Consider the following 23,551-nt stretch of genomic DNA (forward strand, 5'->3'; position numbering starts at 1 on the left):
TCATGACACCACCCTGGACCAGAAATCACCCCACATATGGGAGACATGCCCTAGCCGCTCAGGCTCGCATCCTCGAGGCTGAGGGATCGAACAGCGGCTCGTCAGTGACCCGGGCAGCCCAGCGCTGGCCGAAGTACTCCACGGACAGCCACGTTCCCGCCTCGGCGTACTCGATCGGGACCCAGGCATAGGCGATGGAGGCCCCGATGGTGTATCCCTGGTCTGCGCTGGTCACGTAGCCCAGCGGTCCACCGGAGGCTCCGTTCTCGGCGAAGACCGGCTCGTGGCCCATCAGTACCCGTGAGGGATCCTCCAGGGTCAGGCAGACCAGCCGACGTCGAGGAGCATCAGCGCCGAGGGCGGTGAGCCGTTCCGCCGCCGCACCGCGGACGGCGAACTCCAGACCGGCTTCGGCCGGCGTGTGTTCGCGCGTCATATCGGCACCCCAGAGTCGGAACCCCTTCTCCAGGCGCATACTCTCGAAGGCGCGCCGACCCACCGGGATGATTCCTTCGGCCTCCCCGGCGCTGAAGATCTCGTCCCAGAGGAAGCGGCCGAACTCAGCAGGCGCGTAGAGCTCCCATCCCAGTTCGCCCACGTAGTTCAGCCGCATCGCCAGCACGGGCACCCCGGAGATCTGAAGATTCCGTGCACGGTAGAATCGGAACGCCTCATGGGAGATGTCCTCATCGACCAGACGGCTGAGGATCTGCCGAGCCGCCGGGCCCCAGAGGCCTAGTCCGCAGGAGCCGGAACTGGCATCACGCAGGTGCAGCTCCACTCCGTGGGTCCGCATCTGAGCCTGTAGCCAGGCGGCGTCCTGAGGCCCGTTGACGCCGAGATGGTAGGTCTCCTCGCCGGTGCGCGCGATCGTGATGTCAGAGAGGATCCCGCCCTGAGTGCTCAGCAGCAGCGCATAGACGATGCTGCCCACCGACGCTCCGACCGGTCGGCTCAGCAAGCCCTCATCGCTCAGTGTGGAGAGGAAGCCTGTGGCCCCGGCTCCGGATAGTTCGTAGCGGGGGAGTGCTGACATATCCACCACCCCCGCCGATTCCCGCATCCTGCGCGCTTCCACTGCGACGACGGGATTCCAGTGCTGCGAGGTCCAGGTATCGCGTGCCGGAAGCCGCCGGTCACCGAGCCTCGGTACGGCGGGGCGTCCATCAGCCTCAGTGGCGTTGGACTGATACCACAGCGGCCGCTCCCAGCCGTTGGCGACGGCGAAGGCTGCACCCCGGCCCCGCTCACGCTCGTAGAAGGCCGAAGTGCGCAATCCGCGCATACGCAGAGTGGTGGCCTTCGGGTGGACGATGTCATAGACCTCGTCGTAGGACTCCTCGCCCTGCTCGCGGGTCCATCGTCGAGACGTCAGCTTCGGGTCGAATCGGCTGAGGTCGAGGCCGTGGGTATCGATCCCCGGATCTCCGTGGACCAGCCAATCCGCGACGACTTCACCCACGCCTGCTGACTGGGTGACCCACACGGCCTGTGCCATCCAGAGGCCGTCAGTGCCGGGCACCGGGCCGAGCAGGGGGCCGCCGTCGGGGGTGAAGGAGAAGATCCCGTTGAAGCTGGCCTGCTCATCCAGCGCCACCTCGCCCAGCGCAGGCAGAAGACGCTGGGTCTCCCGCCAGGTCGGGGCGTAATCCTGCGGAGTGAAGGGGTGGATCGCCGGCTGGATGCCGCTGCGCCGAGCCTCCTCAGCTGAGGCGATCTCCTCGGGGGCCACCGGCAACGGGCGGTGCTCATAAGCGCCGACGGCGATCCGATCGCCCCACTCACGCAGGTACATGGCGAAGTCCTGGTGGCGGAGCATGGGCCGGGCGACTTCCGTCGCTGCATCGAGACTGCTCACCGAGGGCACCGGTGCGCTGAAGCCGAATCCATGCTCGACGGGCAGCATCGGAATATCGATGCCCAGCATGTCTCGGGCCATTCCCGGACCCCACAGCCCGGCGCAGCAGACCACGACATCGGCTGTCAGCACCTCGGGGGCAGGATCATCCTGTCCGACGGCGACGATATCGACACCTGTGACCCGCCCCTGGTGCCGGCGGATCCCCGTCACACGGGTCTCGGGCAGGATCCGAGCCCCACCGGCCTGTGCCCGGCGTGCTTGGAACTCGACGGCGCGCACTCCCTTGACCACGGCGTCCGTGGGTGTGTGCAGCCCGCCCAGGACGACCTCCGGGTCGAGCTCGGGTCACAGCTCGATGACCTGCTCAGAGGTGAGAAGTTCCGCCGGAACACCCCAGGCCTGGGCGAAGCCGTGGCGTCGACGCAATTCACGCAGCCGTTCCGGGGTGGTGGCGAGCTCCAGTCCGCCGACGCGCTTCATCACCCAGCCGTCGTCGACCTCTGCGCCGTCGAGCTTGTCCAGAGTGCGTTGGGCGAGCTGGCACATGGCGCGGTTCGGCGAGATCTGAAAGACGAAGCCCGGGGCGTGAGAGCTGGAGCCGCCGGTCTCGAAGGCGGGACCTTGGTCCACGACGGTGACATCGGTCCAGCCGCGCAGCACCAGTTCATCGGCGAGGGCGGCGCCGACGACGCCGAGTCCGATGATGACGACGGACGGTGAGGTGGAGGGGGCATGGTGCGACATAGGTGCTCCCTAACGTTGCGCGATAAGCAACAAGATGTAGATGATGCAACTACTCTAGGGAACACGAGAATGGGCGCACAAGAGGTGTCAATCGGACGGAGAGAAATATCCCAGCCGTGCTTCCAGCTGTGCTGCCTCGGCGTGAAGCAGCTCGGCGATCTCGCCGAAGTGTGACTCCGGCAGTCGGAAGGAGGGGGCGGTCGCCGAGAGGGCGGCGATGACCTCGCCCTGAGGCCCCCTCACCGGCACGGCCAGGGCGTTGATGCCCTGCTCCCACTCGGCCACGGCCGAGGACCACCCGCGGCGCCGGACGGACTCCAGCTCTGAGCGCAGCAGGTCGGGGTCGGTCATCGTCATGCCCGTGAAGCTCTCCAGCCCTCGTTCGACGAGCCGGTTGAACTCCTGCTCTGACGCATAGGCCAGGAGGACTTTGCCGGTGGACGTGGCATGCAGCGGCCCACGCTGGCCGACGTACTGCTTCGTCAGTCCGACCATCTGATCCCCCTGGGCCTGAGTGATGGTCACCGCGCCGCCCTCGGCGAGAATGGCGGCGTTGACCGTCTCATTGAGCCGGGTCGCCAGCGCGGTGCAGCTGGTCTGAGCATCCCGGGTGAGGTCGATGCGGCCGGAGACGGAGCTGGCGAGCCGCAGCATCCCGAAGCTCAGACGGTAGGCCCCGCGTGCCGATTCCTGCTCGACGAGGTCGTAGGCCTCCAAGGTCCCCAGTAAGCGGAAGGCCGTGGAGCGGTGCACGCCGAACCGCCGGGAGATTTCACTGATCGAGCAGGAGGGCTCTGCGCTGAGGAGCTCGAGGATCTGCACGGCACGCTCGACGGACTGTACGGGGGAAGCGTTCGATGACTTCATCAGATTCTCAGGGTCCTCTCAGCGAGTTTCTCTTGACGTGATCTGTGACGCAGATGGGATACTTTTCGTACCTGGTGTTGCGTAGAACAGTCTATGTTGCGCTATACACGACATTACGAAGACCTGGTGGTGAATGCAAGTGACATTCAGGGCATGTTCCCTACAGGACCTGACACCGGGAGAGGGTCTGCGCATCGACTCCGTCTCCCCACCGATCGCCGTCTTCCTCACCGAAGAGGGCACCGTTCATGCCATCGACGACACCTGCACCCATCAGGACGCCTCCCTGGCGGTCGGCTGGGTCGAGGACTGCCGCGTCGAATGCCCGCTCCACGAGAGCACGTTCTCGCTGCTCACCGGTGAGGTGGACCAGCCCCCGGCCAAACGTCCGGTACGGGTCCACCAGGTCAGTGTGGACGGCGATGACGTCTTCGTCGAGCTCTCCCAGGACACCCCTCACCTGCCTCCGGGGGTGAGCCTGCCATGAGCACGCCACCGCTGGCTCCTGAGGGGCACCTGCTGATCGTCGGTGCCGGACTCGCCGGCTACCACACCGCCCGCGGAGTCCGTGCCCACGGGCACACCGGCCCGATCACCATCTTCGGGGAGGAACACCGCCCCGCCTACGACCGCCCGGCACTGAGCAAGGCCTATCTGACAGGGGCCGTCGCCGAAGAAGACCTGCTCCTCGATGACCCCGAGGACCCGCTGGACGTCATCTGGATCAGCGGCGTCGGCGTCGTCAGCCTCAGCACAGACCCCCTCGGCGTCATCACCCAGGACGGCGTCTTCCACCCCGGTGATGCCGTCGTCATCACGACCGGCGCCTCGGCACTCGGCCTTCCCTCCGCTACTGCGGAGGAGACACCGGAGGCGCTGCCCTATGTGCTCCGCAATATGGAGGATGCCCTGGCGCTGCGCGACACCGATCTCCGCGGCACCGACGTGGTCGTCGTCGGGGGTGGTTTCCTCGCCTTGGAAGCCGCCGCCACCTGCATGGACCGTGGTGCCGGATCGGTCACCGTCGCCGCCGGTGAGGCCTACCCCGGTTCCCGGCGCCTGGGTGAACCGGTCGGTGAGGCGATCCGCAGAGCCCATGAAGCCCGGGGTGTGGAGTTCGCCCCGCCCTCCCGTGCTCAAGCGATCCGCCGATGCGCTGGAGATCAGGGGCAGTCCCGCTACGAGGTGCTGTTGGCTGATGGCCAGGCGCTCGCCGCAGACATCGTGATCTGCGCCATCGGCGCCGAACCACGCACCGAATGGCTCTTGGATGCCCCGGTGCAGCTGTGCCCGCACAACGGCGCTGTACTCTGCGACGACACCGGAGCCACTGCCGTGCCGGGGGTCTACGCCGCCGGAGACTGCGCTCAATGGGCCTCACACTCCAGCGGGCTGCGCCCGGTGGGCCATTGGCAGGAAGCCTTCGAGGAGGCGGCCGTCGTCGCCGCTGCGCTCACCGGGGCCGCCCCGGTCGCACTGCAGGAACCCTATTTCTGGTCCGATCAGTTCAACCTGCGCATCCAAGGCGTCGGGCGGATCCACTTGGCCGATGAGGTCACCGTCGTCGACGGGACCCCAGAAGGTGCGGACCTGCTGGTCCACTACTCCAGGCAGGGGGAGAACGTCGGGATTCTAGGCATCAACCGTCTGCGTGATGTCACACGCTGGCGCCGCAGCAGCCGGATCCGCCCCGCAGCACGTGAGGTTCCCGCGCGCGAGACTGTCACCGTCTGAGCTCAGAGCTCTCGGAGGAGATACCTATGATCATCGACCATCTCGACCAGCCGCTGCCCGGCTCCTCGCTGCACCCCACGCCGAGCGGGCGAGCTTATACCGACCCCGAGATCTTCCGGGCAGAGCAGGCGGAGATCTTCGAGACGATGTGGAACTGCGTGCTGCGTGCCGACTCCCTCGATCAGCCGGGGCGTTGGAAGACGGTGACCGTCGGGCGCGAGGAGATCATCGTGGTGCGCACCCGCACGGCGTGGATCCAGGCGTACTACAACGTCTGCGCCCACCGTGGGATGCGCGTCTGCACCGCTCCGGAGGGTAAGAACCGGACTTTGCAGTGCGGGTACCACGCCTGGACCTATGCCCTGGAAGGTGAACTGGTCGCCGCGCCCAACCTGACCTCGATGCCGGATGTGAACCGTCAGCAGTACGGCCTCACGCCCGTCCACGTCCGCCAATGGCTCGGCTACGTCTGGGTGAGCTTGGCACAGGATCCCCCCTCCTTCGACGAGGAGGTGCTGGGCGAGGTGTCCACGCGGTTCGGAGAGGTCGAGTCCATCGACAACTACGGCATCGAGGACCTGCGGCTGGCAGAGTCCAAGACCTACGATGTCCGGGCGAACTGGAAGCTCATCATCGAGAACTTCATGGAGTGCTATCACTGCGCCACTATTCATCCCGAGCTGACCGAGGTGATTCCGGAGTGGGCCGATGGACTGGCTTCTCAGCGGGCAGGCGGGGAGGTCCACGGTTCCGGATTCGGTGAGGAGATCGCGGCGTTCACCGTCGACGGCTCAGAGTCCGGGCTGCCGGAGCTGCCGAGCATCGCCCCTGATCAGGAGCGCAAATACTATGCGATCACCGTCAAACCGCAGGTCTTCATCAACACTGTGCCGGACCATGTGATCTTCCATCGGATGTTCCCGGTCTCGGAATCGCGGACCATTGTGGTCTGTGACTGGCTCTTTCTGCCCGAGGTCGTCGAGCGTGTCGAAGCCGGTGAGCTCGACGTCTCCCGTTCGGTGGAACTCTTCGACCGGGTGAACCTGCAGGACTTCGAGGCCTGTGAGCTCACCCAGCCGTCGATGAGTTCCAAGGCCTACCGGCACGGCGGCGCGCTGGTGCCCAGCGAGCATCACATCGGAGAGTTTCATGCCTGGTGGTACCAGGTGTTGGGTGAACAGGCGGATACCTGAGCATCAGGTCCCCGCAGGGGAGGGTTGAGCGCGGATTCTGTCCCAGGTGCGGATGAGCTGACTGAACTCGCGGACCTGGACCAGCACATGATCCCGAGCCGCCTGTTCGGCCGCCTCTGACTCGCCGTCGGTGACGGCGTCGATGATGGCCCGGTGTTCGCTCAGGGAGCGCCGCATCCGGTCCGGGGCGCGCAGTTGCAGCCGCCGATAGGGCTGAAGCTGGCGTTTCAATGCCGCTGCCTGCTGGCGGAGATAGTCGTTCCCCGAGGCCTCATAGAGGAGCCCGTGGAATGTGGCGTTGGCGTAGTAGTAGCCGGCGGCATCGGCTGTTTCGGCGTAGCGGATGCACTCGCCGTGAGCCGATTCGAGCTGCTCCAGCTGAGCGGGCTCGATGCGGTGCGCGCAGAGCCGTGCCGCCATGCCCTCCAGTTCGGCCATGACTTCGAACCGTTCGGCGAGCCCGGAGAGGCTCAGCTCAGCGACATAGGTGCCGCGCTTCGGGCGGATCTCCACGAGGCCGGTACTTTCGAGCGCCTGGAGCGCCTCACGGACAGGGGTGCGTGAGCATCCGTAACGGGTGCTGAGCTCCGCGGGATCGAGGCGGTGCCCCGGGGCGTAACGGCCTTCGACGATGTCGTTCTCCAGGTCATCACGGATGCGCTGGGCTCCGGGAACTGAGGGCATGGCAACCTCCTGAGGTGTGACACCTGCATACAGAGTAGACCACCAATATATTGTGGCGTGAGTCACGTTCATGCGTTATGGTCTCTGTTATATACATCACAGCCTGAGCTGGATGTATGCGCAGGCGAATGGAGGACCTGACCATGGCAGGAACGGAACGATGGTTGCTCAGCGACCTTGTCCGTGTGTTGCGAGGCCGCGGAAAGGCCGTCGACGAGGCGGTCCCGGAGGTCGCTCCGCTGGAGCAGCTCATCGCCGGCTGTGAAGTGCTGATGAGCGGCATCGGCGAGCCGGCCATGCGGGCCGTAGCCGCCACGGCCTTGAACGCCTACGGAGCTCTCGAATCACCCCGCAACGACGACGTCAAGACCCAGTTCTTTCGTCATCTGCTGGACACCTACGGCGTCGAGGCCGAGCGCGTCCGTGAGGCCTACGCGGCGTGGGACCGTGCCAGTCACGGTGTCCAGGCCGGTGCCGCAGCTGATGCCGGAGGCGACGCCGGAGCCGATACCGCAGCTGATGCCGGAGCCAGTGCCGCCGAACTCGCCGAGCTCTTCTCCGTCGTCGAGCCCCGGCGTCAGGAGCTGCTGCGGCGGATGAACCACGCCCCCGGTGCCACCGTGCGGCTGGTGGAGATGCGCGCCGATCTGCGACGCCTGATGCGCATCCACCCCGATCTCATACCGCTGGACCGGGATTTCCGGCACGTGTTCGCCTCCTGGTTCAACCGCGGCTTCCTGCGGATGGAACAGGTGGGCTGGGACGCCCCCAGGGAACTGCTCGAGGCCCTGCTGAGGTTCGAGAAGGTCCACCCGATGTCCGGGCGCACTGAGCTGCGCCGCAGACTCCAACCCAAAGATCGCCGCTGCTATGCGTTCTTCCATCCGGCCACCGGGGACATCCCGCTGATCTTCGTGGAAGTGGCCCTGACCCGGGAGTGCCGGACAGCATCGGACCTCTGCTGGCCCCCGGGCCCGCGCTGAACCCGTCCCGGGCCGATACCGCCGTCCTCTACTCGATCAACAATGCCCTTGACGGGCTGGCGGGGATCTCCTTCGGCAGCCTGCTGATCAAACAGGTCATCGAACAGGTCAGCGCAGAGCTTCCACATCTCGAGCAGTTCGTCACCCTGTCACCCATTCCAGGATTCCGCCGGTGGCTGCAGGACCAGCAGGATCCGGAGCTCGTTCAGCTGTCCCGGGACCTCGAGCACCATGCCGAGCAGTCGCAGGGACTCATCGAGGAGAACGCCGGGGAGAGTCTCGAAGAGGGTGCGGGGGAGACCCCCGAGGTCAGCGGTCTCGACGGCCCGCTGCGTGAACGGCTGCTGCCCGTGCTGGCTCGCTACATCGCCGAGGAACGCCGTGAAGACCGCCGTCCCATCGACCCGGTGGCGCGGTTCCATCTGGGCAACGGTGCCGCCGCCTGGCAGCTCAACTGGCCAGCAGACACCTCACAGAACGGTCACCGGCAGTCCTACGGAGCGATGATCAACTACCGCTACGACCCCCAGCTGCTGGAACGACGTCACGAAGAGTTCGTCCGGCACCGCCGCATCGCACTGGGTGGGCAGCTCGAAGACCTCCTGCGCCCCACTCGAATCCCTGACCACCAGAGAGGACACCGCACGATGAGCGACCAGCTCCCGACCATCTACACCTCCTTCACCGAACAGGTCCGGCTGCGCCCGGAGAAAGAGCTGTTCCGGCTGCCCGAGGGGCAGACGATGAGCTACGCGCAGCTCGATGCGCTGGTGAAGCAGATCGCCGGACGGCTCGTCGTCGACGGGGTGCGCCCCGGTGACCGCGTGTCGATGCAGGTGCAGAAATCTCCGGAAGCCCTGGCCCTGTACCTGGCCACACTGCAGATCGGCGGGGTCTTCCTGCCGCTGAACACTGCCTACACCGGCGCCGAGATGGACTACTTCCTCTCCGATGCCGGTCCTCGTGTCTTGGTCTGCAGCCCTGAGCGTGCCTCCGAGTACGCGGGATGGTCTGAGACGGAACAGTCCGGCATCGTCGTCGAGACGCTCGGTGCCCACCGCGAAGGGTCCCTGCTCAGCGGCAGCGAGTACACCGAAGAGGTCTTCGCAGCCGCCCCCGAGGACCCGGCCGCGATCCTCTACACCTCCGGCACCACTGGGCGTTCCAAAGGTGCCGTGCTGACCCACGGCAACCTGGCCTCCAACTGTCACTCACTGCTCGAGGCCTGGGAGTTCACCGCCGAGGACAGGCTCATCCACGCGTTGCCGATCTTCCACATCCACGGTCTCTTCGTCGCCGCCAATATGACTCTCGCCGCCGGTGCGTCGATGGACTTCCTGCCCGGCTTCGACGCCGAGGCCATTCTTCGTCTCCTCCCCGAGGCGACCGTGCTGATGGGGGTACCCACCTTCTACACCCGGCTGATGAAGTCACCGGAGCTGACACGCCAGCTCTGCGCGGGGATGAGACTGTTCGTCTCCGGGTCAGCCCCGTTGCTCTCCAGCGATCATGAAGAGTTCCAGGCCCGCACCGGACACGCCATCCTGGAGCGCTACGGCATGACCGAGACCGGCATGAACACCACCAACCCGTACTCGGGGGGCCGCGCAGGCCCGGCACGGTGGGCCGTCCGCTGCCCGGAGTCGAGATCCGCATCGTCGACCGCGAGCACGGGAGCAGCCTGCCCGACGGCGAGGTCGGGCTCGTGGAGGTCAGGGGCCCCAACGTGTTCATCGGCTACTGGCAGATGCCGGAGAAGACCGAGGCGGAGTTCCGTGATGACGGCTTCTTCATCACCGGCGACCTCGGGCGCATCGACGAGGACGGCTACCTCGCCATCGTCGGCCGGGACAAGGACCTGGTGATCGCCGGGGGCTACAACATCTACCCCAAGGAGATCGAGGAGCTGCTCGACGCCCAGGACGACGTGCTGGAGAGCGCGGTGATCGGAGTCCCGCACCCCGACCTGGGGGAGGGTCTCGTCGCCGTCATCGTGCCCGCCGAGGGCCGTGAACCCACGGAGGAGGAGATCTTCAGGGCCGTCTCACAGGACCTGGCCCGGTTCAAGCAGCCGCGCGCCCTCCGCTTCGCCCAGGCGCTGCCCCGGAACGTGATGGGGAAGGTCCAGAAGGCCGACCTGCGCCGCGAGCACGGCGAGATCTTCACCGCAGCAGGGAAGGACTGAGCCATGGTTGTCTACGGAGTCGCCGTGCTCTCGGCCTGCCTGCTCGTCGGCATGGTCATCGGTGACGCTCTCGGTGCGGCCATCGGCGTCGATGCGAACGTCGGCGGCGTCGGGTTCGCCATGATCCTGCTGGTGCTGCTGACCGACCGGCTGCGGCGACGCGGCCGCTTCCCGGATGTTACCGAACAGGGAGTCATCTTCTGGAGCTCGATGTACATCCCGATCGTCATCGCGATGGCGTCTACGCAGAACGTCGTCGAGGCGGTGGCCGGAGGTCCGGTCGCCCTGCTGGCCGGCCTGGGGGCGCTCGCCGCCGGCGCCGCGCTGGTGCCGGTGCTCTCACGCATCGGTCCGCCCACCGAACCGCTGCCGCCGCTGGAGGCGGAGGAGCCGAAGGGGGTCTGAGGTGGAACTGATCGCAGATGTGCTCATCGACAACGGCCTCCTCTTCGCCTTCCTCATCGTGGGCGTGCTCATGCTGGTCTGCGGGTGGCTGTCCAAGACGCTCACCAAGGGCAGGCTGCACGGTTCGGCCATCGCCATCATCGTCGGTCTGGTCCTGGCCTACGTCGGGGGCGCGGCCACCGGCGGGGAGAAGGGGCTCGCCGACGTCGCGGTGTTCAGCGGACTCGGGCTGATGGGCGGCTCCATGCTCCGCGACTTCGCCATCGTCTCCACCGCCTACGGCGTCGACGTCCGGGAGATCCGGCGCTCCGGCGCGGCAGGCGTGCTCTCCATCTTCCTGGGGATCTTCGTCTCCTTCATCGTCGGCGGCCTGGTGGCCGTGATGTTCGGCTACACCGATGCGGCCTCGATCGCGACGATCGGCTCCGGTGCGGCCACCTACATCGTCGGGCCGGTCACCGGCACCGCCGTCGGCGCCGGTTCCGACGTCATCGCGCTCTCGGTGGCCGCCGGGCTGCTGAAGGCGGTGGTGGTGATGGTGGGGACCCCGATGATCGCGAAGCTCATCGGTCTGAACAATCCGAAGTCGGCCATGGCCTACGGCGGACTCATGGGCACGACGTCGGGCGTCGCCGGGGGACTCGCCGCCACGGACAAACGGCTGGTGCCCTACGGGGCGATGACGGCGACCTTCTACACCGGGATGGGCTGCCTGCTGGGGCCGTCGGTGTTCTACGTCGCCGTGCGTGCGATCGTCGGTGGGTGAGTGGTCAGGGGGTCGGCAGCTGCGGCTGGACGACCGGATAGGTGACCGTCGCGCCGTCGATGCGGGCACCGGGATTCAGCTCCGCAGGCGAGAGCTGCCCCGGACCCATCAGATGCAGCACCTCGTCCCCGGCGGCGAGCAGATGGTCGGCGATGATGCGCCGGTGGCAGCGCCACCAGACAGCCTCGGCGCACATGACCGCCGGGCGCTCGCCGTCGTCGGTGTGGAGCCTGTGCAGCCCGTCTCGGAACTCCTGGGAGAGGGCGTAGTCGGCGTAGTTGTGGAAGCTGCGGTGCGTCCAGAAGCCGTTGGTCTCCGGCGGGACGTCCCGCTGTACGGGTCGGCGGCCGGTGAGCGCCCCTTCCCAGCGATAGCCGATCCCAGCCTCGGCGAGCGCCTCAGCCAGGGGCTCGGCGTCGAACTGAGGATGTCGTCGGGATCCGGGCAGCCGCCGCACATCCACCACGGTCACCACCTCGGCCTCGCCGAGCATGTCCAGGAACTCGGAGAGCTCACGGGTCGAATGCCCCACGGTGAGGAGCTCAGTCATCGACATGCGCCCAGGCTCACGAATCCCGGAACCCGTTCGGCCACCCGCGCTCGTGCCGCACCACCTGCCCCACCCCATCGATGGAGCAAGACTCGTGGGGACACGCCGGCTGGCGCGCCCATTCCTGCTCCATCGACGGGGCGGCCGGCCGGGTGGGAGCGGGTGGCCGGTGCGGGGCACGGTGACCGGCCGGGAAGATGACCGGCGCGGCTGCGGGGCTCGTGGGCGTTCGGGTTCCTACTCACCGGCGCAGTGGTCGCAGCAGTAGGTCGCGCCCTCCCGCTCCACTCCGTGGCCGATCACCCGGCAGCCGCAGTGGGCGCAGGTCGGGGCCATCCTGTGGATCGCGCACTGGAAGCTGTCGAAGGTCAGGGTCTCACCCATCTGAGTGACCGTGAAGGCCTTCTCGTACTCGTTGCCGCAGGTTGCGCAGGCAATCATGTGTCCTCCTCGTTCGGTGTCGGGTCCTCGGTGTCGGGTCCTCGGTGTCGGGTCCCCGGTGTCGGGTCCCCGGTGTCGGGTCCTCGGTGTTGGGTCCTCGGTGTTGGGTCCTCGGTGTTGGGTCCTCGATGTCGGCTCGTCGATGTCCGGTTGTCGGTGCCCTGTCGTCCGCCATCCGGTCCCGGCCTGCGGTCTTCGCTCAGCCCGGCGCCGCAGCTTCAGCCCGTCGAAGCCGTCGATCGGGCGTGGTGGGCGATGCGCCCGCCGGCAAGCACCATCTCCACCTGTCGCTCGGAGAGGCGGTGCTTCAGGGTGACGTCGCGGTCGCCGATGCGTGCGCCCACCTCGTGGGAGGCGTGCAGGGCCTCGTGCAGCCCGCGCAGCGAGAGCACCTCGCCCTGCTCGATCGCCTCGTAGTCGGCCTCGTCGGCGAACTCCAGAGCGAGCACCCCGAAGTTGGCCAGGTTCTGCCAGTGGATCCGGGCGATCGACTTCGCCACCACCACCTTCAGCCCCAGATACCGTGGGGCGACGACGGCGTGCTCGCGCGAGGATCCCTGCCCGTAGTTCGTCCCGCCCACTACGGCGTGTCCTCCCTCGGTCTCTGCCGCGCGGGAGGAATAGGTGTCGTCGACCTGGACGAACACGAACTCCGAGATCTTCGGGATGTTGCTGCGGTAGGGCAGCACGCGCGAGCCCGCGGGCATGATCTCGTCGGTGGAGACGTCGTCGCCGACCTTCAGCAGGATCGGCAGGTCCAGCTCGTCGGGGATGGGGTCGAACTCGGGCAGCGAGTAGATGTTCGACCCCTTGACCAGTTCCACCTCACGCGCCTGCTCCGGCGGCAGGGGAGCGGTGAGCAGGTCCCGGCTGATGGTGTACTCCTGCGGCATCTGCACCTGCGGGTACTCCATGTCGAGATCCCGGGGGTCGGTGATCTCTCCGGTCAGGGCGGCGGCCGCGGCGGTCTCCGGCGAGCACAGCCACACCGAGTCCTCATCGGTGCCCGAACGGCCGGGGAAGTTGCGCGGCATCGTGCGCAGGCTGCTGCGGCCCACGGCCGGCGCCTGTCCCATGCCGATGCATCCCAGGCACCCGGACTGGTGCACCCGGGCGCCGGCGGCGATCAGGTCGAAGAGCCATCCTTCTCGGGCCAGGTCGGCGTACATCTCCCTCGAGGTGGGGTTGACGTCGAAGGAGACGCGCTCGTGCACCCGACGTCCGGCCATGGCCTCGGCGACGACGGCGAAGTCCCGCAGCCCGGGGTTGGCCGAGGAGCCGAGGACGACCTGGTAGACCTCCTCGCCGGCGACCTCGCGCACGGGCTTCACCTTGCCGGGGGAGGAGGGCAGGGCGATCAGGGGCTCCAGCTGGGAGAGGTCGATGTGATCCTCGACGTCGTATCCTGCGCCCTCGTCGGCCAGGATCTCGGTGAAGTCCTCCTCGCGTCCACGCTCGGCCAGATAGCTGCGCACGGCTTCGTCGGCGGGGAACACCGAGGTGGTCGCACCCAGCTCGGCGCCCATGTTCGCGATGACGTGCCGGTCCATCGCTGTGAGGCCGGCCAGCCCGTCGCCGTAGTACTCGATGATCCGCCCCGAGCCGCCGGTGACGCCGTGACGACGCAGCATCTCCAGGATCACGTCCTTCGCGGAGACCCAGTCCGGCAGCTCGCCGGTCAGCTTCACACCCCACACCTCTGGCATGGAGACATAGAGCGGTTCGCCGGCCATCGCCATGGCGACCTCCAGGCCGCCGACGCCGACCGCGAGCATCCCCAGCGCCCCTGCCGCGCAGGTGTGGGAGTCGGCGCCGACCATCGTCAGCCCCGGGCGGCCGAAGTGACCCTGGTGCACCGGGTGCGAGACTCCGTTGCCGGCCCGGGAGAACCAGATGCCGTAGCGCTGGGCGGCCGACTGCAGGAACAGGTGGTCCTCGGGGTTCTTCTCATCGGTCTGCAGCAGGTTGTGGTCCACGTATTGGACCGACGTCTCGGTGCGGACCTGATCCAGCCCCAGAGCCTCCAGCTCCAGCATGACCATCGTGCCGGTGGCGTCCTGGGTAAGGGTCTGGTCGATGCTCAGGGCGATCTCCTCGCCCGGCGTCGTCGAACCGGAGAGCAGATGGTCCCCGATCAGCTTCTGTGCCACGTTCTGCGCCATCGCAGATCCTCCTCGGACTCTCGGCGGCGGTGCCAGGTTCCACCCACCAGCCTCTCGTCTTCCCGGCGCCGAACTCAAGGGATGAGGCCCCGCTGACCTGGAGAGATTCTGCGGTGTCGGCTCGCAGCGCCGTCCCCGCAGCAGGCCCTGGCCCTCTGCCGTCGTCCGTCCGAGCCGGTCATGCGCCGACGGTGACCTGGCAGGATGGTCCGATGACGTCACATCCCGCGCCTCCTGCCGCCCGTTCCGCCTCCACCCGCCCAGGACCCGATCCGCTGCCGCGTCGGCTCGGTGTGCTGGTCTCGGTGCTGCTCGCTGTGGTGCTGGCCGCCTGGGGCGCCGGCGCCTTCGGCGGTGCCTCGATCACGGAGGCCGCCGGAGGGTGGCTCGACGCCGACTCCACGCCGCTGGCCCCGGCCTCGGGGGCGTTCCGCATCTGGAGCGTCATCTATGTCGGCATGGTCGGCTACGCGATCTGGCGGCTGACCCCGATCGGCGGCGCCTCGGCTCGGGCGCGGCGTGCAGACCTCTGGGTGGTCGGCTCCGCGCTGCTGAACGCCGCGTGGATCGGCGTCGTCCAAGCCGACCAGCTCGTGCTCAGCGTCATGGTCATCCTCATGCTGCTCGGCGTGCTGATCCGTCTTCACCTGATGCTCGTCGGGGCCGTGGCCGGGGATGTCACCGGGCGAGTCGAGAGAGCGGTGCTCGACGGTGTCTTCGGGCTCTACCTCGGCTGGGTCTGCGTGGCGACGGTGGCGAACATCGCCGGTCTCGGAGGGTCTCTCATCGACCCCGAGATGGCCCTGGGTGCCGAGCTGTGGGTCGTGGTCGTCACGGTCCTCGTGCTGGTGGCCGTGGTGGGACTGGCGGCGGCCCTGAGCGAGCGCACCGGACGACGGGCGGCGCCGGTGCTGGCCATCGCCTGGGGCGTGGTCTGGATCGCCGTCGGCAGGACGGAGGGGCGTTTCGAGGACCTCGTGCTGGTGTTCGCCGCGGCCGTCGCCGCCGCGGCGGCGCTCGGGGTACCGCTGCTGCGCCGGCTGCTCGTCGGTTCCTCACGTTCCTCGCGCTGACCTGCGGCGATCCTCTCGTGAGAGGGGAGACCACGGGCGTAGCCTGATCGTGAGATGCACTTCCACCGTGACCCCGCAGCCCCGGCCTCGCCCGCCGGCGCGCAGCCTGACCGGACGGGAGGCCTGTTCGGAGGTCCGGTCCGACCGCACTGGGCGAAGGCACGGCTGGCCCTGCTGCTGGTCGCCGCCCTCGCCCTCGGCGCCTGTGCCGACGGCGAGGGTCCGGAGGGGACGACCGAGGAGGCTGAGGCCACCGGAGCCGAGGGCTCCGGGCAGGGCGAGGAGGACTCCGACGAGGAGCAGGGCGGCCAGGAGGATTCGGAGGAGGACCAGGTCGAACCTGCCGAACTGCCCGGCGGAGGTGACACGCTCTTCCCCGACCGCCGGTTCGTCGCCCTCTACGGCACCCCTGAGGTCCCCGCCCTGGGGGCCCTGGGCGAGCAGGACGTCGACGAGGCGATCACGCGCATCGACGGCAAAGCGGAGGAGTACCAGGAGTACAGCGAGGAGCCGGTGCAGCCGGCCTTCGAGATCATCACTACGGTGGCCACCGAAGCCCCCGGACCTGACGGTGACCACACTCGCGAGATCGATCCCGAGACGCTGCGCCCGTGGATCGAGGCTGCCGAGGAGGCCGGCGTCTACGTCGTCCTGGACCTCCAGCCCGGCCGCACCGACTTCCTCTCCCAGGCCCAGGCCTATGAGGATCTGCTGGCCGCGCCCCATGTCGGGCTCGCCCTGGATCCGGAGTGGCGGATCGGACCGGGACAGGTCCACGGACAGCAGATCGGTTCGGTCGATGCCGAGGAGATCAACGAGGTCTCCGCATGGCTGGCAGAACTCACGGCCGAGCATGAGCTGCCGCAGAAGATGCTGATCCTCCATCAGTTCACCGATGCGATGATCACCGACCGGGCGAACATCGACACCGCTCACGAGGAGCTGGCGATCACCCTGCACGCCGACGGCCACGGCACACCGGGATCCAAGATGGAGACGTGGGAGCGTCTGCGGCAGGGGCTGCCTGAGGGCATCTGGATGGCGTGGAAGAACTTCCACCGTCAGGACCGCCCCACCTTCACTCCGGAGGAGACCTACGAGGTCGAGCCGACACCGTGGTTCGTCTCCTATCAGTGACACCGTCCACTCAGTGATACCATCCACTCAGTGACACCATCCACGGAGGACAGCCATGGTCAGCCCTCAGAACACAGCAGCGATCGCACGGGCCACGAAACGGTCCTGGGCGCAGTGGCTGACGCTGCTCGACGACGCCGGCGCGACCACCTTGCCGCACGCGCAGATCGCGGCGATCGCTGAGGCCCATATGCCACCTGGCCTGGAGAACCCGGGCTGGTGGGCCCAGGGAACGGCGGTGGCCTACGAGCAGGAACGCGGACTGCGCGTACCGGGGCAGAGCTCCGACGGGACGTTCAAGACATCGGTCTCTCGAACGCTGGCTGTTCAGCCGTCCCGGGCCCGTGAGTCCTGGGCGCAGCTGATGTCTGCGTGGGCCGGGCATGCCGCCGTCGAGCTCGACGGCGATCCCTGGACCTCGGATACCCCGAAACGGCTCTACTGGCGGGCCAGACTCACTGACGGCTCGAAAGTCGTGGTGAGCGCAGAGGCGAAGGGATCTGAGAAGACGCTGCTGACACTCAGCCATGAACAGTTAGTCGGCCCTGAGGCGATTGCGCACTGGAAAGCGCAGTGGAAGGCGGAGCTCCAGCGGCTCTGAGCGGCCTCGGCCTCAGGCGCCTGAGCCGTCGTCCCGGGGCAGTTTCATCTCCGGGAGCTCGGCCACGGCGTAGCGGATGTGCTCTTCGGTCAGGGCAGCTGCGCGCTCGGCGTCGCCGTCGCAGATCGCGGAGAAGATCTCGCGGTGCTGATCCCTCAGGGTGTCCCGAAGCTGGGTCCACTGCTCACGGTGGTGGAAGGCGTGCAGGATCTGCGTGCGCAGCGAGTTGCGGATCGCCGTGGTCAGGTCCGCCACCAGACGGTTGCCTGCGGCCTCGGCGATGGCCACGTGGAAGTCGGTGTCAGCCTCATTGAACGCCTCCCGGTCCACCTCGGCCGCGGACATGCGCTCGATAGTCTCACGCATCCGTTCGCGCGCGGCGTCATCAGCGTTCTTCGAGGCCAGGCCCGCGGAGGTGCGCTCCAAGGCGATCCGCAGCTCGACGACGTCCCCCACGGGGAAGTTCGAGAGCCCGATGTGCAGGCGCAGCAGCCGGGTCAGTGCAATGCTCGGCATGGCGGTGATGATCGTGCCGGATGAGGAGCCTGCTCCGACTCGGGACTCCAGGGCGCCGTGGCTCTCCAGCATACGGATCGCCTCGCGGACTCCGGCGCGGCTGACCTGCAGCATCGAGGCCAGTTCACGCTCCGGAGGCAGGGTGTCACCGACGCTGAGGCGCCCGGACATCACCTGCTCTTCGATGGCTTCGATCACCAGCTCGTGGGCTCTGCTCTTGGGGATCGGTGCCCAGGAGAGATCGGGGGTGCGTGCGCTGGGGGAGCCGACTGTGTCGGAGTGGTCCTGCATGGCTCATTTCTACCACCGCTCTGTGCCGTGCTCTGCCGGTGCGGGCTTCGGGTGACGGATGCGAGCCGGCGGGCAGGAGTGTTGTGACTGGCCCGAATGAGAGGTGCGAGATGAGAGGCATGGGTGACGAACCTGGCGCGACAGGCCTGCCGGGGAAGCAGGGCTCATATTGACCGAGATCACATCTTGCTCCTAAGCTCTGAATGGTCAGACCACATAGCTGTTGAAGGAGGGCCGAGCATGGTCCAGCGCCAGGTGCCGAACCCGCGGGAGATCTTCGAGCTGATGCAGTTCAAGCGACCCAGCCTGGACTTCACCGGGAACCGTCTCGGTAAAGCGCAGTCCATCGCCGATCTGCGCAAGATCGCCAAGCGTCGCACCCCGGCCGCCGCCTTCGACTACACGGAGGGATCCGCTGATCGGGAGATCTCGCTGACCCGCGCGCGCCAAGCCTTCGAGGACGTCGAGTTTCACCCCGGAGTGCTCACCGACGTCTCCTACCTGGACATGTCCACCGAGGTGCTCGGTGAGGCCTCTGCGCTGCCCTTCGGCATCGCGCCGACGGGCTTCACCCGCCTGATGCAGACCGAGGGGGAGATCGCCGGCGCTGGTGCCGCGGCAGCCTCCGGTATCCCGTTCAGCCTCTCCACACTGGGCACCACCTCGATCGAAGCCGTCCGCGAGGCCGCTCCGAACGGTCGGCTGTGGTTCCAGCTCTACGTGATGCGTGACCGCTCCATCTCCTACGGACTGGTCGAGCGCGCCGCGCAGGCTGGTTACGACACTCTGATGTTCACTGTGGACACGCCCATCGCCGGCAACCGTATGCGGGATAAGCGCAACGGCTTCTCCATCCCGCCGCAGCTGACGGCCAAGACGGTGCTGGATGCGATCCCGCGCCCGTGGTGGTGGATCGACTTCCTCACCACCCCTCCGCTGGAGTTCGCCTCCCTGACCTCGACCGGTGGGACCGTCGGCGAGCTGCTCAACAGTGCGATGGATCCCTCGATCAACTACGAGGATCTGAAAGAGATCCGGGACATGTGGCCCGGCAAGATCGTCATCAAGGGTGTCCAGACTCTGGCGGATGCCAAGAAGCTGGCAGACCTCGGCGTCGACGGAATCCTGCTCTCCAACCACGGCGGCCGTCAGCTCGATGCCGCCCCGGTGCCCTTCCACCTGTTGCCCGAGGTGGTCCGGGAGGTCGGTGACGATGTGGAGGTCATGGTCGACACCGGCATCATGCACGGTGCGGACATCGTCGCCTCGCTGGCCCTGGGCGCGAAGTTCACGCTGGTCGGCCGTGCCTATCTCTATGGTCTGATGGCCGGCGGCCGCCGCGGCGTCGACCGGATGATCGAGATCCTCTCCAGCGAGGTGGAACGGACCATGAAGCTGCTGCAGGTGCACTCGGTGGAGGAATTGGAGCCCCGGCACGTCACCCAGCTGCGTTCATTGGTGCCGCACCAGAGCCTGCCCGCGCCGACGGAACGGGGAAGTTCCCTGCGCTGATCGTCCTGTTCTCTGGTTGCCGGGGTCTTGTGCCGTGGGTCCGTCGTTACTCTCGACGCCCCGGCTCCTCGGCCCAGGGAGTGGTGAAGATCTCTCCCATCGGTGGCATGTCTTTGATGGCTGAACGCTCCGGCTCAGCGATGAACTCGGCAAGCCGGGCGTCGAGCTCATCGGTGAGGATGACGTCGTGCCAGGCGAGCTTCAGCCCCGCGGCGGTGCTCAGCCGGGTCCGGTCCATCAGCTGGACGTGCAGATGAGGTTCAGAGCTGTTGCCGCTGTTGCCGACCCGGCCCAGCACTCCACCGACACGCAGGCGTGCGCCGGTCTCCGGCAGCACCGAATTCCGCTGCAGGTGCGCATAGACGGCGACGGTGCCATCGCCGTGATCGACGACGACGTGATTGCCCAGCAGCGCAGAAGGGCCGGCCAGGGTGCGCAGAAGCCCCTCGACGGTGACCATGAGAAGACGACTCACCCACGTGTTGCGGGCCCGATGGTCGCGAGCTCGGTGGCGCCGCCGGATCACAGTGCCGGTGGCCATGGCGTGGACAGGCTCTCCGAAGCTCTCATAGTCCTCCGGTGCCGAGGCGCGCAGGCGGTGATGCAGCAGCGGCGGAGTGGACTCAGTAGTGGGCTTCAGGACGTCGACGGCGCACCATTGCCCCAGGGTCCTGGTGCCGTGGCTCGGCAGACGCTGCCCCGGTGTGTTCAGCGAGGTCCACTCGCCGCGGACCGGGCAGCTCATCAGCTGCAGGCTGTGCGGCTTCGCCCGCGGGGCGATCTGCAGCCCGGCCCCGGAGACGGCGCCGACTGCGACGACGCCGGGCACCCACCAGATCGACTCGGGAGCCGGAATCAGCCCGGCGAGATCGCCGATGATGACGGTTGCGACGAGGACGAGCAGCAGGCACCAGAGTGGGCGGAGCCCGGCGATCATCCGGCGCATGCGATACCTCCCTGATCATGACCTCCCTGATCGGCGCCGCGCAGGCCTCAGGGGACTCGCGGGTAGGCCAGATCGTGGCGGAGCTGGGTGCATCTCGCCCCGGTATGACCCGTTCCGCGTCCCCGAGAGTACCCTGTGATCAGAGTGTTCCGTACGATCGGCGTCGCCTCGGAATCTCCCTGACCGAACAGCCCTAGACTGGCGCGGTGCGTGGATTCGATCTGAGGGCCTTCGAGCGGGAGCGGCGGCGAGCGATGCCGGGCATCGTGCTGGCCTTCGTCATCGGCGTGGGCTCCTATGTGCTGACGGACCGCTACATTCCGGGGATCTCCGGGATCTTACTGGCAATCCTGATCGGCGCGGCGGTACGGACCCTCGGCTGGGTGCCGCAGTGGGCTGAGGCCGGGTTGAAGCGTGCGTCGAAGACCCTGCTGCGGCTGGGGATTGTACTTTTCGGCCTGCAGCTTGTTCTCGGTGACATTCTGGCGCTCGGATGGGAGGTCCTCGCCATCGTCATAGTCACTGTGGTGACCAGTTTCGCGGGGACTCTGGCGGCAGCGTGTGTCCTGCGGATGCGCACCGGTGATGCGGTGATGCTGGCGACCGGCACCTCGATCTGCGGGGCCTCGGCGGTTGCCGGTGCGGCGGCTGCGTTGGACCGCGGGGACGGTAGAGACCGTACGGGGAAGGAGCTCGACTCCGGTGCTGCGGCGGCCGTGGCGGTGGTGACTCTGTGGGGGACCGCGGCGATGCTCACCCTGCCTTATGTGGCCGGTCCGCTGGGGCTCGACGCGCATGCCACCGGTGTGTGGATCGGCGCGGGGGTCCATGAGGTGGGGCAGGTGGTGGCCGCCGGGGGTATTGCCGGGGCGACGGCGTTGAGTGTGGCGGTGACGGTGAAGCTGGCCCGTGTGGTGCTGCTGGCTCCTGTGGTGGCTGGGATCAGTCTGTGGTCGGGGAGAGGGGCGTCATCCTCTGATAAGTCGTCGGCGGGGGCGCGGCCTGCCGTGGTGCCCGGGTTCGTGCTGGGTTTTATGGCGGCAGTGCTGTTCGCCACCGTTATCGGTGTGCCCGAGGCCGCTGCCGGGTATCTGGAGACGGCGGCGACCCTGCTGCTGACCGTGGCGATGGCGGCCGTGGGCACTGGCGTGGACGTGGTGGGCCTGGTGCGGCGGGGCGGTCCGGCATTGCTTGCTGGTCTGGCCGGCGCCCTGGTCACGGTGTCTGTGGCTCTGGGCGCGGTGCATCTCCTGCTGATCTGAGCCGTCCCGCCCGGACGGCTCTCCCGTGAGCGTGTCCGGGTGGGGCCATGCCGGGCATCGACAATGATTCGAATATATGTTCGAATAGCTCCATGCGGTGGGATCAGCAGAAGCTTGACGACGATGGCGCGGCCCTGCTGCCGCTGAAAGGCATGATCCGCACCGTCACCACCCCGGAGTTCGACGGTGTCTCCTTCCATGAGATCGCCTGCCGCACCGCGCTGAACCAGGTGCCTCCGCAGTCCTCGATGCCCTTCCGCTGGACGATCAACACCACCCGTGGATGCCTGCACCAGTGCGTGTACTGCCTCGCCGCGGACACGCTCATCCTCATGGCGGACGGGCGGCAGAAGCCCATCGCTGATCTGCGCGTCGGGGATCGGGTGATCGGCACCCAGCTCGACGGAGACCGCCGAAGACTCGTCGAGACGGAGGTCCACGCACACTGGCAGACAGTGAAGCCGGCCTGGCAGATCACAGTGGCGCAGGGAACGGAGATCGTCGCCAGTGGTGACCACCGATTCCTGACAGAGCATGGCTGGACGTATGTGGCGCGGGCCCCGGGCTCCGAGGCGCAGGGGCCGGCTCTGGCCCCCGGCCACAGGATGATGGGCTGGGGTCTTGGAGATCTCTCCTGCGGCGAGGGCCCGTATGCCGGGGCACCCGATGAACCCGCCGCCTCATGGAGGCGTGAGCTGGTGGGTGAGGAGGTGACGACGTCTGCGGACCTGCGTGTCATGTCCGTGCGGGACCTCGGTGTCCGGCAGGCGATGTTCGACATCACCACTGGAACAGGGGATTTCGTGGCGAATGGAGTGGTCAGCCACAATTGCTTCGCTCGGAAGACGCACGAGTATCTGGACCTCGATTCCGGGAGGGACTTCGACACTCAGATCATCGTCAAGACCAACGTGGCCGAGGTGCTGCGTGCCGAGCTGGCGAAGCCGTCCTGGCGCCGTGAGCATGTGGCATTGGGGACGAACTCGGACCCTTATATGCGCGCTGAGGGGCGGTATCGGCTGATGCCGGGGATCATCACCGCGCTCGCGGATTCGGGGACGCCGTTCTCGATTCTCACGAAGGGGCCGCTGCTGCGCCGGGACCTGCCGCTGCTGAAGGAAGCCGCGCAGCGGGTGCCGGTCTCCGTCGCGGTGTCGCTGGCGATGGTGGACACCCAGCTGCAGCAGACCGTGGAGCCGGGCACACCAGACCCGCGGGCCCGACTGGGGCTGATCCGCGCGATCGCCGATGCCGGCTTGGATTGTCAGGTGCTGGCCATGCCGATCCTGCCGTGGCTCACCGATTCCGAGGAGCACCTCGACGCGCTCCATAGTGCCTTGGCAGAGGCAGGCGCGCGCGATGTCACCACGGGGGCGTTGCATCTGCGTCCCGGGGCGCGCGAGTGGTTCCTGAGATGGTTGGCGGATCAGCATCCGCATCTGGTCGGACGCTACCGGCGTCTCTACCGGGGCGGCAGCTACGCCGACCGAAACTACAGACGATGGCTAGGGGAGCGTGCCGCAGCGGCACGCCGTCGTCATGGATTCGGCGACGGCACCGATCCGATGTGGCGGGGAGGGTCAACGCCGGAGGCAGTGCCTGCTGATGTCGGGCCCCAACCGGCGTTGTTCTAGTGGG

19 protein-coding genes and 2 pseudogenes are annotated in these 23,551 nt (G+C 67.5%); 12 read left to right on the plus strand and 9 right to left on the minus strand.

Going from position 1 to position 23,551, the window contains the following annotated elements:
* Nucleotides 1-58: 58 nt before the first annotated feature.
* From RIL96_RS07855 to RIL96_RS07865, 3 genes and pseudogenes are all read right to left on the minus strand, one after another.
* Nucleotides 59-1,285, minus strand: coding sequence for an aminomethyl transferase family protein (locus tag RIL96_RS07855; protein ID WP_310548584.1), 1,227 nt, complete (start codon nt 1,283-1,285; stop codon nt 59-61).
* A pseudogene (locus tag RIL96_RS07860) lies at nt 1,277-2,605 on the minus strand (FAD-dependent oxidoreductase); the annotation flags it as partial. The gene RIL96_RS07855 and the pseudogene RIL96_RS07860, both read right to left, overlap by 9 nt.
* 87 nt (nt 2,606-2,692) lie before the next feature.
* Entirely contained in the window at nt 2,693-3,472 is a 780-nt protein-coding gene (locus RIL96_RS07865; RefSeq protein ID WP_310548469.1) for an IclR family transcriptional regulator, read from the minus strand.
* Nucleotides 3,473-3,611: 139 nt separating this feature from the next.
* Between RIL96_RS07865 and RIL96_RS07870 the strand changes: the two genes are divergently transcribed.
* Genes RIL96_RS07870 through RIL96_RS07880 form a run of 3 tightly spaced genes read left to right on the plus strand, consistent with a single transcriptional unit; the run spans nt 3,612 to nt 6,399 of the window.
* Entirely contained in the window at nt 3,612-3,959 is a 348-nt protein-coding gene (locus RIL96_RS07870) for a bifunctional 3-phenylpropionate/cinnamic acid dioxygenase ferredoxin subunit (protein ID WP_310548470.1), read from the plus strand.
* Nucleotides 3,956-5,206 carry an NAD(P)/FAD-dependent oxidoreductase gene (locus tag RIL96_RS07875; protein WP_310548471.1) on the plus strand — a complete coding sequence of 417 codons (1,251 nt, stop codon included), beginning with the start codon at nt 3,956-3,958 and terminating at the stop codon, nt 5,204-5,206. Before RIL96_RS07870 ends, RIL96_RS07875 begins: the two co-directional genes overlap by 4 nt.
* Nucleotides 5,207-5,232: 26 nt before the next feature.
* On the plus strand, nt 5,233-6,399 hold the full coding sequence (locus tag RIL96_RS07880) for an aromatic ring-hydroxylating oxygenase subunit alpha (RefSeq protein ID WP_310548472.1): 1,167 nt from the start codon (nt 5,233-5,235) through the stop codon (nt 6,397-6,399).
* 3 nt (nt 6,400-6,402) lie between these two features.
* Here RIL96_RS07880 and RIL96_RS07885 read toward each other — a convergent pair whose 3' ends face one another.
* Entirely contained in the window at nt 6,403-7,083 is a 681-nt protein-coding gene (locus RIL96_RS07885) for a GntR family transcriptional regulator (RefSeq protein WP_310548473.1), read from the minus strand.
* A gap of 519 nt (nt 7,084-7,602) precedes the next feature.
* On the opposite strand from RIL96_RS07885, the pseudogene RIL96_RS13355 reads away from it, so the two are divergent.
* The 3 genes and pseudogenes from RIL96_RS13355 to madM all read left to right on the plus strand — a co-directional run bounded on the left by RIL96_RS13355 (nt 7,603) and on the right by madM (nt 11,422).
* Nucleotides 7,603-10,251 (plus strand): annotated as a pseudogene (locus tag RIL96_RS13355) (AMP-binding enzyme).
* Between the two features lie 3 nt (nt 10,252-10,254).
* Nucleotides 10,255-10,656, plus strand: a complete 402-nt coding sequence (gene madL / locus RIL96_RS07905; protein WP_310548474.1) for a malonate transporter subunit MadL — start codon at nt 10,255-10,257, stop codon at nt 10,654-10,656.
* A 1-nt stretch (nt 10,657) separates the two neighbouring features.
* Entirely contained in the window at nt 10,658-11,422 is a 765-nt protein-coding gene (gene madM / locus RIL96_RS07910; RefSeq protein ID WP_310548475.1) for a malonate transporter subunit MadM, read from the plus strand.
* A 4-nt stretch (nt 11,423-11,426) separates the two neighbouring features.
* Here madM and RIL96_RS07915 read toward each other — a convergent pair whose 3' ends face one another.
* The 3 genes from RIL96_RS07915 to RIL96_RS07925 all read right to left on the minus strand — a co-directional run bounded on the left by RIL96_RS07915 (nt 11,427) and on the right by RIL96_RS07925 (nt 14,575).
* The gene (locus tag RIL96_RS07915) at nt 11,427-11,978 is read right to left on the minus strand and encodes a DUF488 domain-containing protein (RefSeq protein WP_310548476.1); all 552 of its coding nucleotides are present in this window, start codon (nt 11,976-11,978) and stop codon (nt 11,427-11,429) included.
* A 231-nt stretch (nt 11,979-12,209) separates the two neighbouring features.
* On the minus strand, nt 12,210-12,413 hold the full coding sequence (locus tag RIL96_RS07920) for a metallothionein (protein ID WP_310548477.1): 204 nt from the start codon (nt 12,411-12,413) through the stop codon (nt 12,210-12,212).
* A 218-nt stretch (nt 12,414-12,631) separates the two neighbouring features.
* The gene (locus RIL96_RS07925) at nt 12,632-14,575 is read right to left on the minus strand and encodes an aconitate hydratase (RefSeq protein ID WP_310548478.1); all 1,944 of its coding nucleotides are present in this window, start codon (nt 14,573-14,575) and stop codon (nt 12,632-12,634) included.
* A 212-nt stretch (nt 14,576-14,787) separates the two neighbouring features.
* On the opposite strand from RIL96_RS07925, the gene RIL96_RS07930 reads away from it, so the two are divergent.
* From RIL96_RS07930 to RIL96_RS07940, 3 genes are read left to right on the plus strand one after another with little or no spacing between them, the layout of a single operon-like run.
* Nucleotides 14,788-15,648 (plus strand): TspO/MBR family protein, encoded by an 861-nt coding sequence (locus tag RIL96_RS07930; protein ID WP_310548479.1) that lies wholly within the window; start codon nt 14,788-14,790, stop codon nt 15,646-15,648.
* A gap of 54 nt (nt 15,649-15,702) precedes the next feature.
* Complete coding sequence (locus RIL96_RS07935) at nt 15,703-16,785, plus strand: hypothetical protein (protein ID WP_310548480.1); 1,083 nt, start codon at nt 15,703-15,705, stop codon at nt 16,783-16,785.
* Nucleotides 16,786-16,840: 55 nt separating this feature from the next.
* Nucleotides 16,841-17,386: a hypothetical protein gene (locus RIL96_RS07940; protein ID WP_310548481.1), complete on the plus strand. Its 546-nt coding sequence runs from the start codon at nt 16,841-16,843 to the stop codon at nt 17,384-17,386.
* A gap of 12 nt (nt 17,387-17,398) precedes the next feature.
* On the opposite strand, the gene RIL96_RS07945 is transcribed toward RIL96_RS07940, so the two are convergent.
* Nucleotides 17,399-18,193, minus strand: coding sequence for a FadR/GntR family transcriptional regulator (locus RIL96_RS07945; RefSeq protein WP_310548482.1), 795 nt, complete (start codon nt 18,191-18,193; stop codon nt 17,399-17,401).
* 240 nt (nt 18,194-18,433) lie between these two features.
* On the opposite strand from RIL96_RS07945, the gene RIL96_RS07950 reads away from it, so the two are divergent.
* Nucleotides 18,434-19,705 carry an alpha-hydroxy acid oxidase gene (locus RIL96_RS07950; RefSeq protein WP_310548483.1) on the plus strand — a complete coding sequence of 424 codons (1,272 nt, stop codon included), beginning with the start codon at nt 18,434-18,436 and terminating at the stop codon, nt 19,703-19,705.
* Between the two features lie 46 nt (nt 19,706-19,751).
* Here the strand turns inward: RIL96_RS07950 and RIL96_RS07955 are convergent, their stop codons facing one another.
* Nucleotides 19,752-20,651: a M23 family metallopeptidase gene (locus tag RIL96_RS07955; protein ID WP_310548484.1), complete on the minus strand. Its 900-nt coding sequence runs from the start codon at nt 20,649-20,651 to the stop codon at nt 19,752-19,754.
* A gap of 206 nt (nt 20,652-20,857) precedes the next feature.
* Here RIL96_RS07955 and RIL96_RS07960 point away from each other — a divergent pair, with 206 nt between their 5' ends.
* Together RIL96_RS07960 and RIL96_RS07965 are read left to right on the plus strand one after the other, a co-directional pair.
* The gene (locus tag RIL96_RS07960) at nt 20,858-21,913 is read left to right on the plus strand and encodes a YeiH family protein (protein WP_310548485.1); all 1,056 of its coding nucleotides are present in this window, start codon (nt 20,858-20,860) and stop codon (nt 21,911-21,913) included.
* Between the two features lie 92 nt (nt 21,914-22,005).
* Nucleotides 22,006-23,547 carry an Rv2578c family radical SAM protein gene (locus RIL96_RS07965; RefSeq protein ID WP_310548486.1) on the plus strand — a complete coding sequence of 514 codons (1,542 nt, stop codon included), beginning with the start codon at nt 22,006-22,008 and terminating at the stop codon, nt 23,545-23,547.
* Nucleotides 23,548-23,551 lie beyond the last annotated feature (4 nt).

Source organism: Nesterenkonia aerolata, assembly GCF_031470965.1.
Lineage (GTDB): Bacteria > Actinomycetota > Actinomycetes > Actinomycetales > Micrococcaceae > Nesterenkonia > Nesterenkonia aerolata.

Coding starts and splice junctions, on each gene's coding strand:
- RIL96_RS07855 (WP_310548584.1), bottom strand. CDS start 1,285: ATGCGCGGATTGCGCACTTCGGCCTTCTACGAGCGTGAGCGGGGCCGG.
- RIL96_RS07865 (WP_310548469.1), bottom strand. CDS start 3,472: ATGAAGTCATCGAACGCTTCCCCCGTACAGTCCGTCGAGCGTGCCGTG.
- RIL96_RS07875 (WP_310548471.1), top strand. CDS start 3,956: ATGAGCACGCCACCGCTGGCTCCTGAGGGGCACCTGCTGATCGTCGGT.
- RIL96_RS07880 (WP_310548472.1), top strand. CDS start 5,233: ATGATCATCGACCATCTCGACCAGCCGCTGCCCGGCTCCTCGCTGCAC.
- RIL96_RS07885 (WP_310548473.1), bottom strand. CDS start 7,083: ATGCCCTCAGTTCCCGGAGCCCAGCGCATCCGTGATGACCTGGAGAAC.
- madL (WP_310548474.1), top strand. CDS start 10,255: ATGGTTGTCTACGGAGTCGCCGTGCTCTCGGCCTGCCTGCTCGTCGGC.
- RIL96_RS07915 (WP_310548476.1), bottom strand. CDS start 11,978: ATGTCGATGACTGAGCTCCTCACCGTGGGGCATTCGACCCGTGAGCTC.
- RIL96_RS07920 (WP_310548477.1), bottom strand. CDS start 12,413: ATGATTGCCTGCGCAACCTGCGGCAACGAGTACGAGAAGGCCTTCACG.
- RIL96_RS07925 (WP_310548478.1), bottom strand. CDS start 14,575: ATGGCGCAGAACGTGGCACAGAAGCTGATCGGGGACCATCTGCTCTCC.
- RIL96_RS07930 (WP_310548479.1), top strand. CDS start 14,788: ATGACGTCACATCCCGCGCCTCCTGCCGCCCGTTCCGCCTCCACCCGC.
- RIL96_RS07935 (WP_310548480.1), top strand. CDS start 15,703: ATGCACTTCCACCGTGACCCCGCAGCCCCGGCCTCGCCCGCCGGCGCG.
- RIL96_RS07940 (WP_310548481.1), top strand. CDS start 16,841: ATGGTCAGCCCTCAGAACACAGCAGCGATCGCACGGGCCACGAAACGG.
- RIL96_RS07945 (WP_310548482.1), bottom strand. CDS start 18,193: ATGCAGGACCACTCCGACACAGTCGGCTCCCCCAGCGCACGCACCCCC.
- RIL96_RS07950 (WP_310548483.1), top strand. CDS start 18,434: ATGGTCCAGCGCCAGGTGCCGAACCCGCGGGAGATCTTCGAGCTGATG.
- RIL96_RS07955 (WP_310548484.1), bottom strand. CDS start 20,651: ATGCGCCGGATGATCGCCGGGCTCCGCCCACTCTGGTGCCTGCTGCTC.
- RIL96_RS07965 (WP_310548486.1), top strand. CDS start 22,006: ATGCGGTGGGATCAGCAGAAGCTTGACGACGATGGCGCGGCCCTGCTG.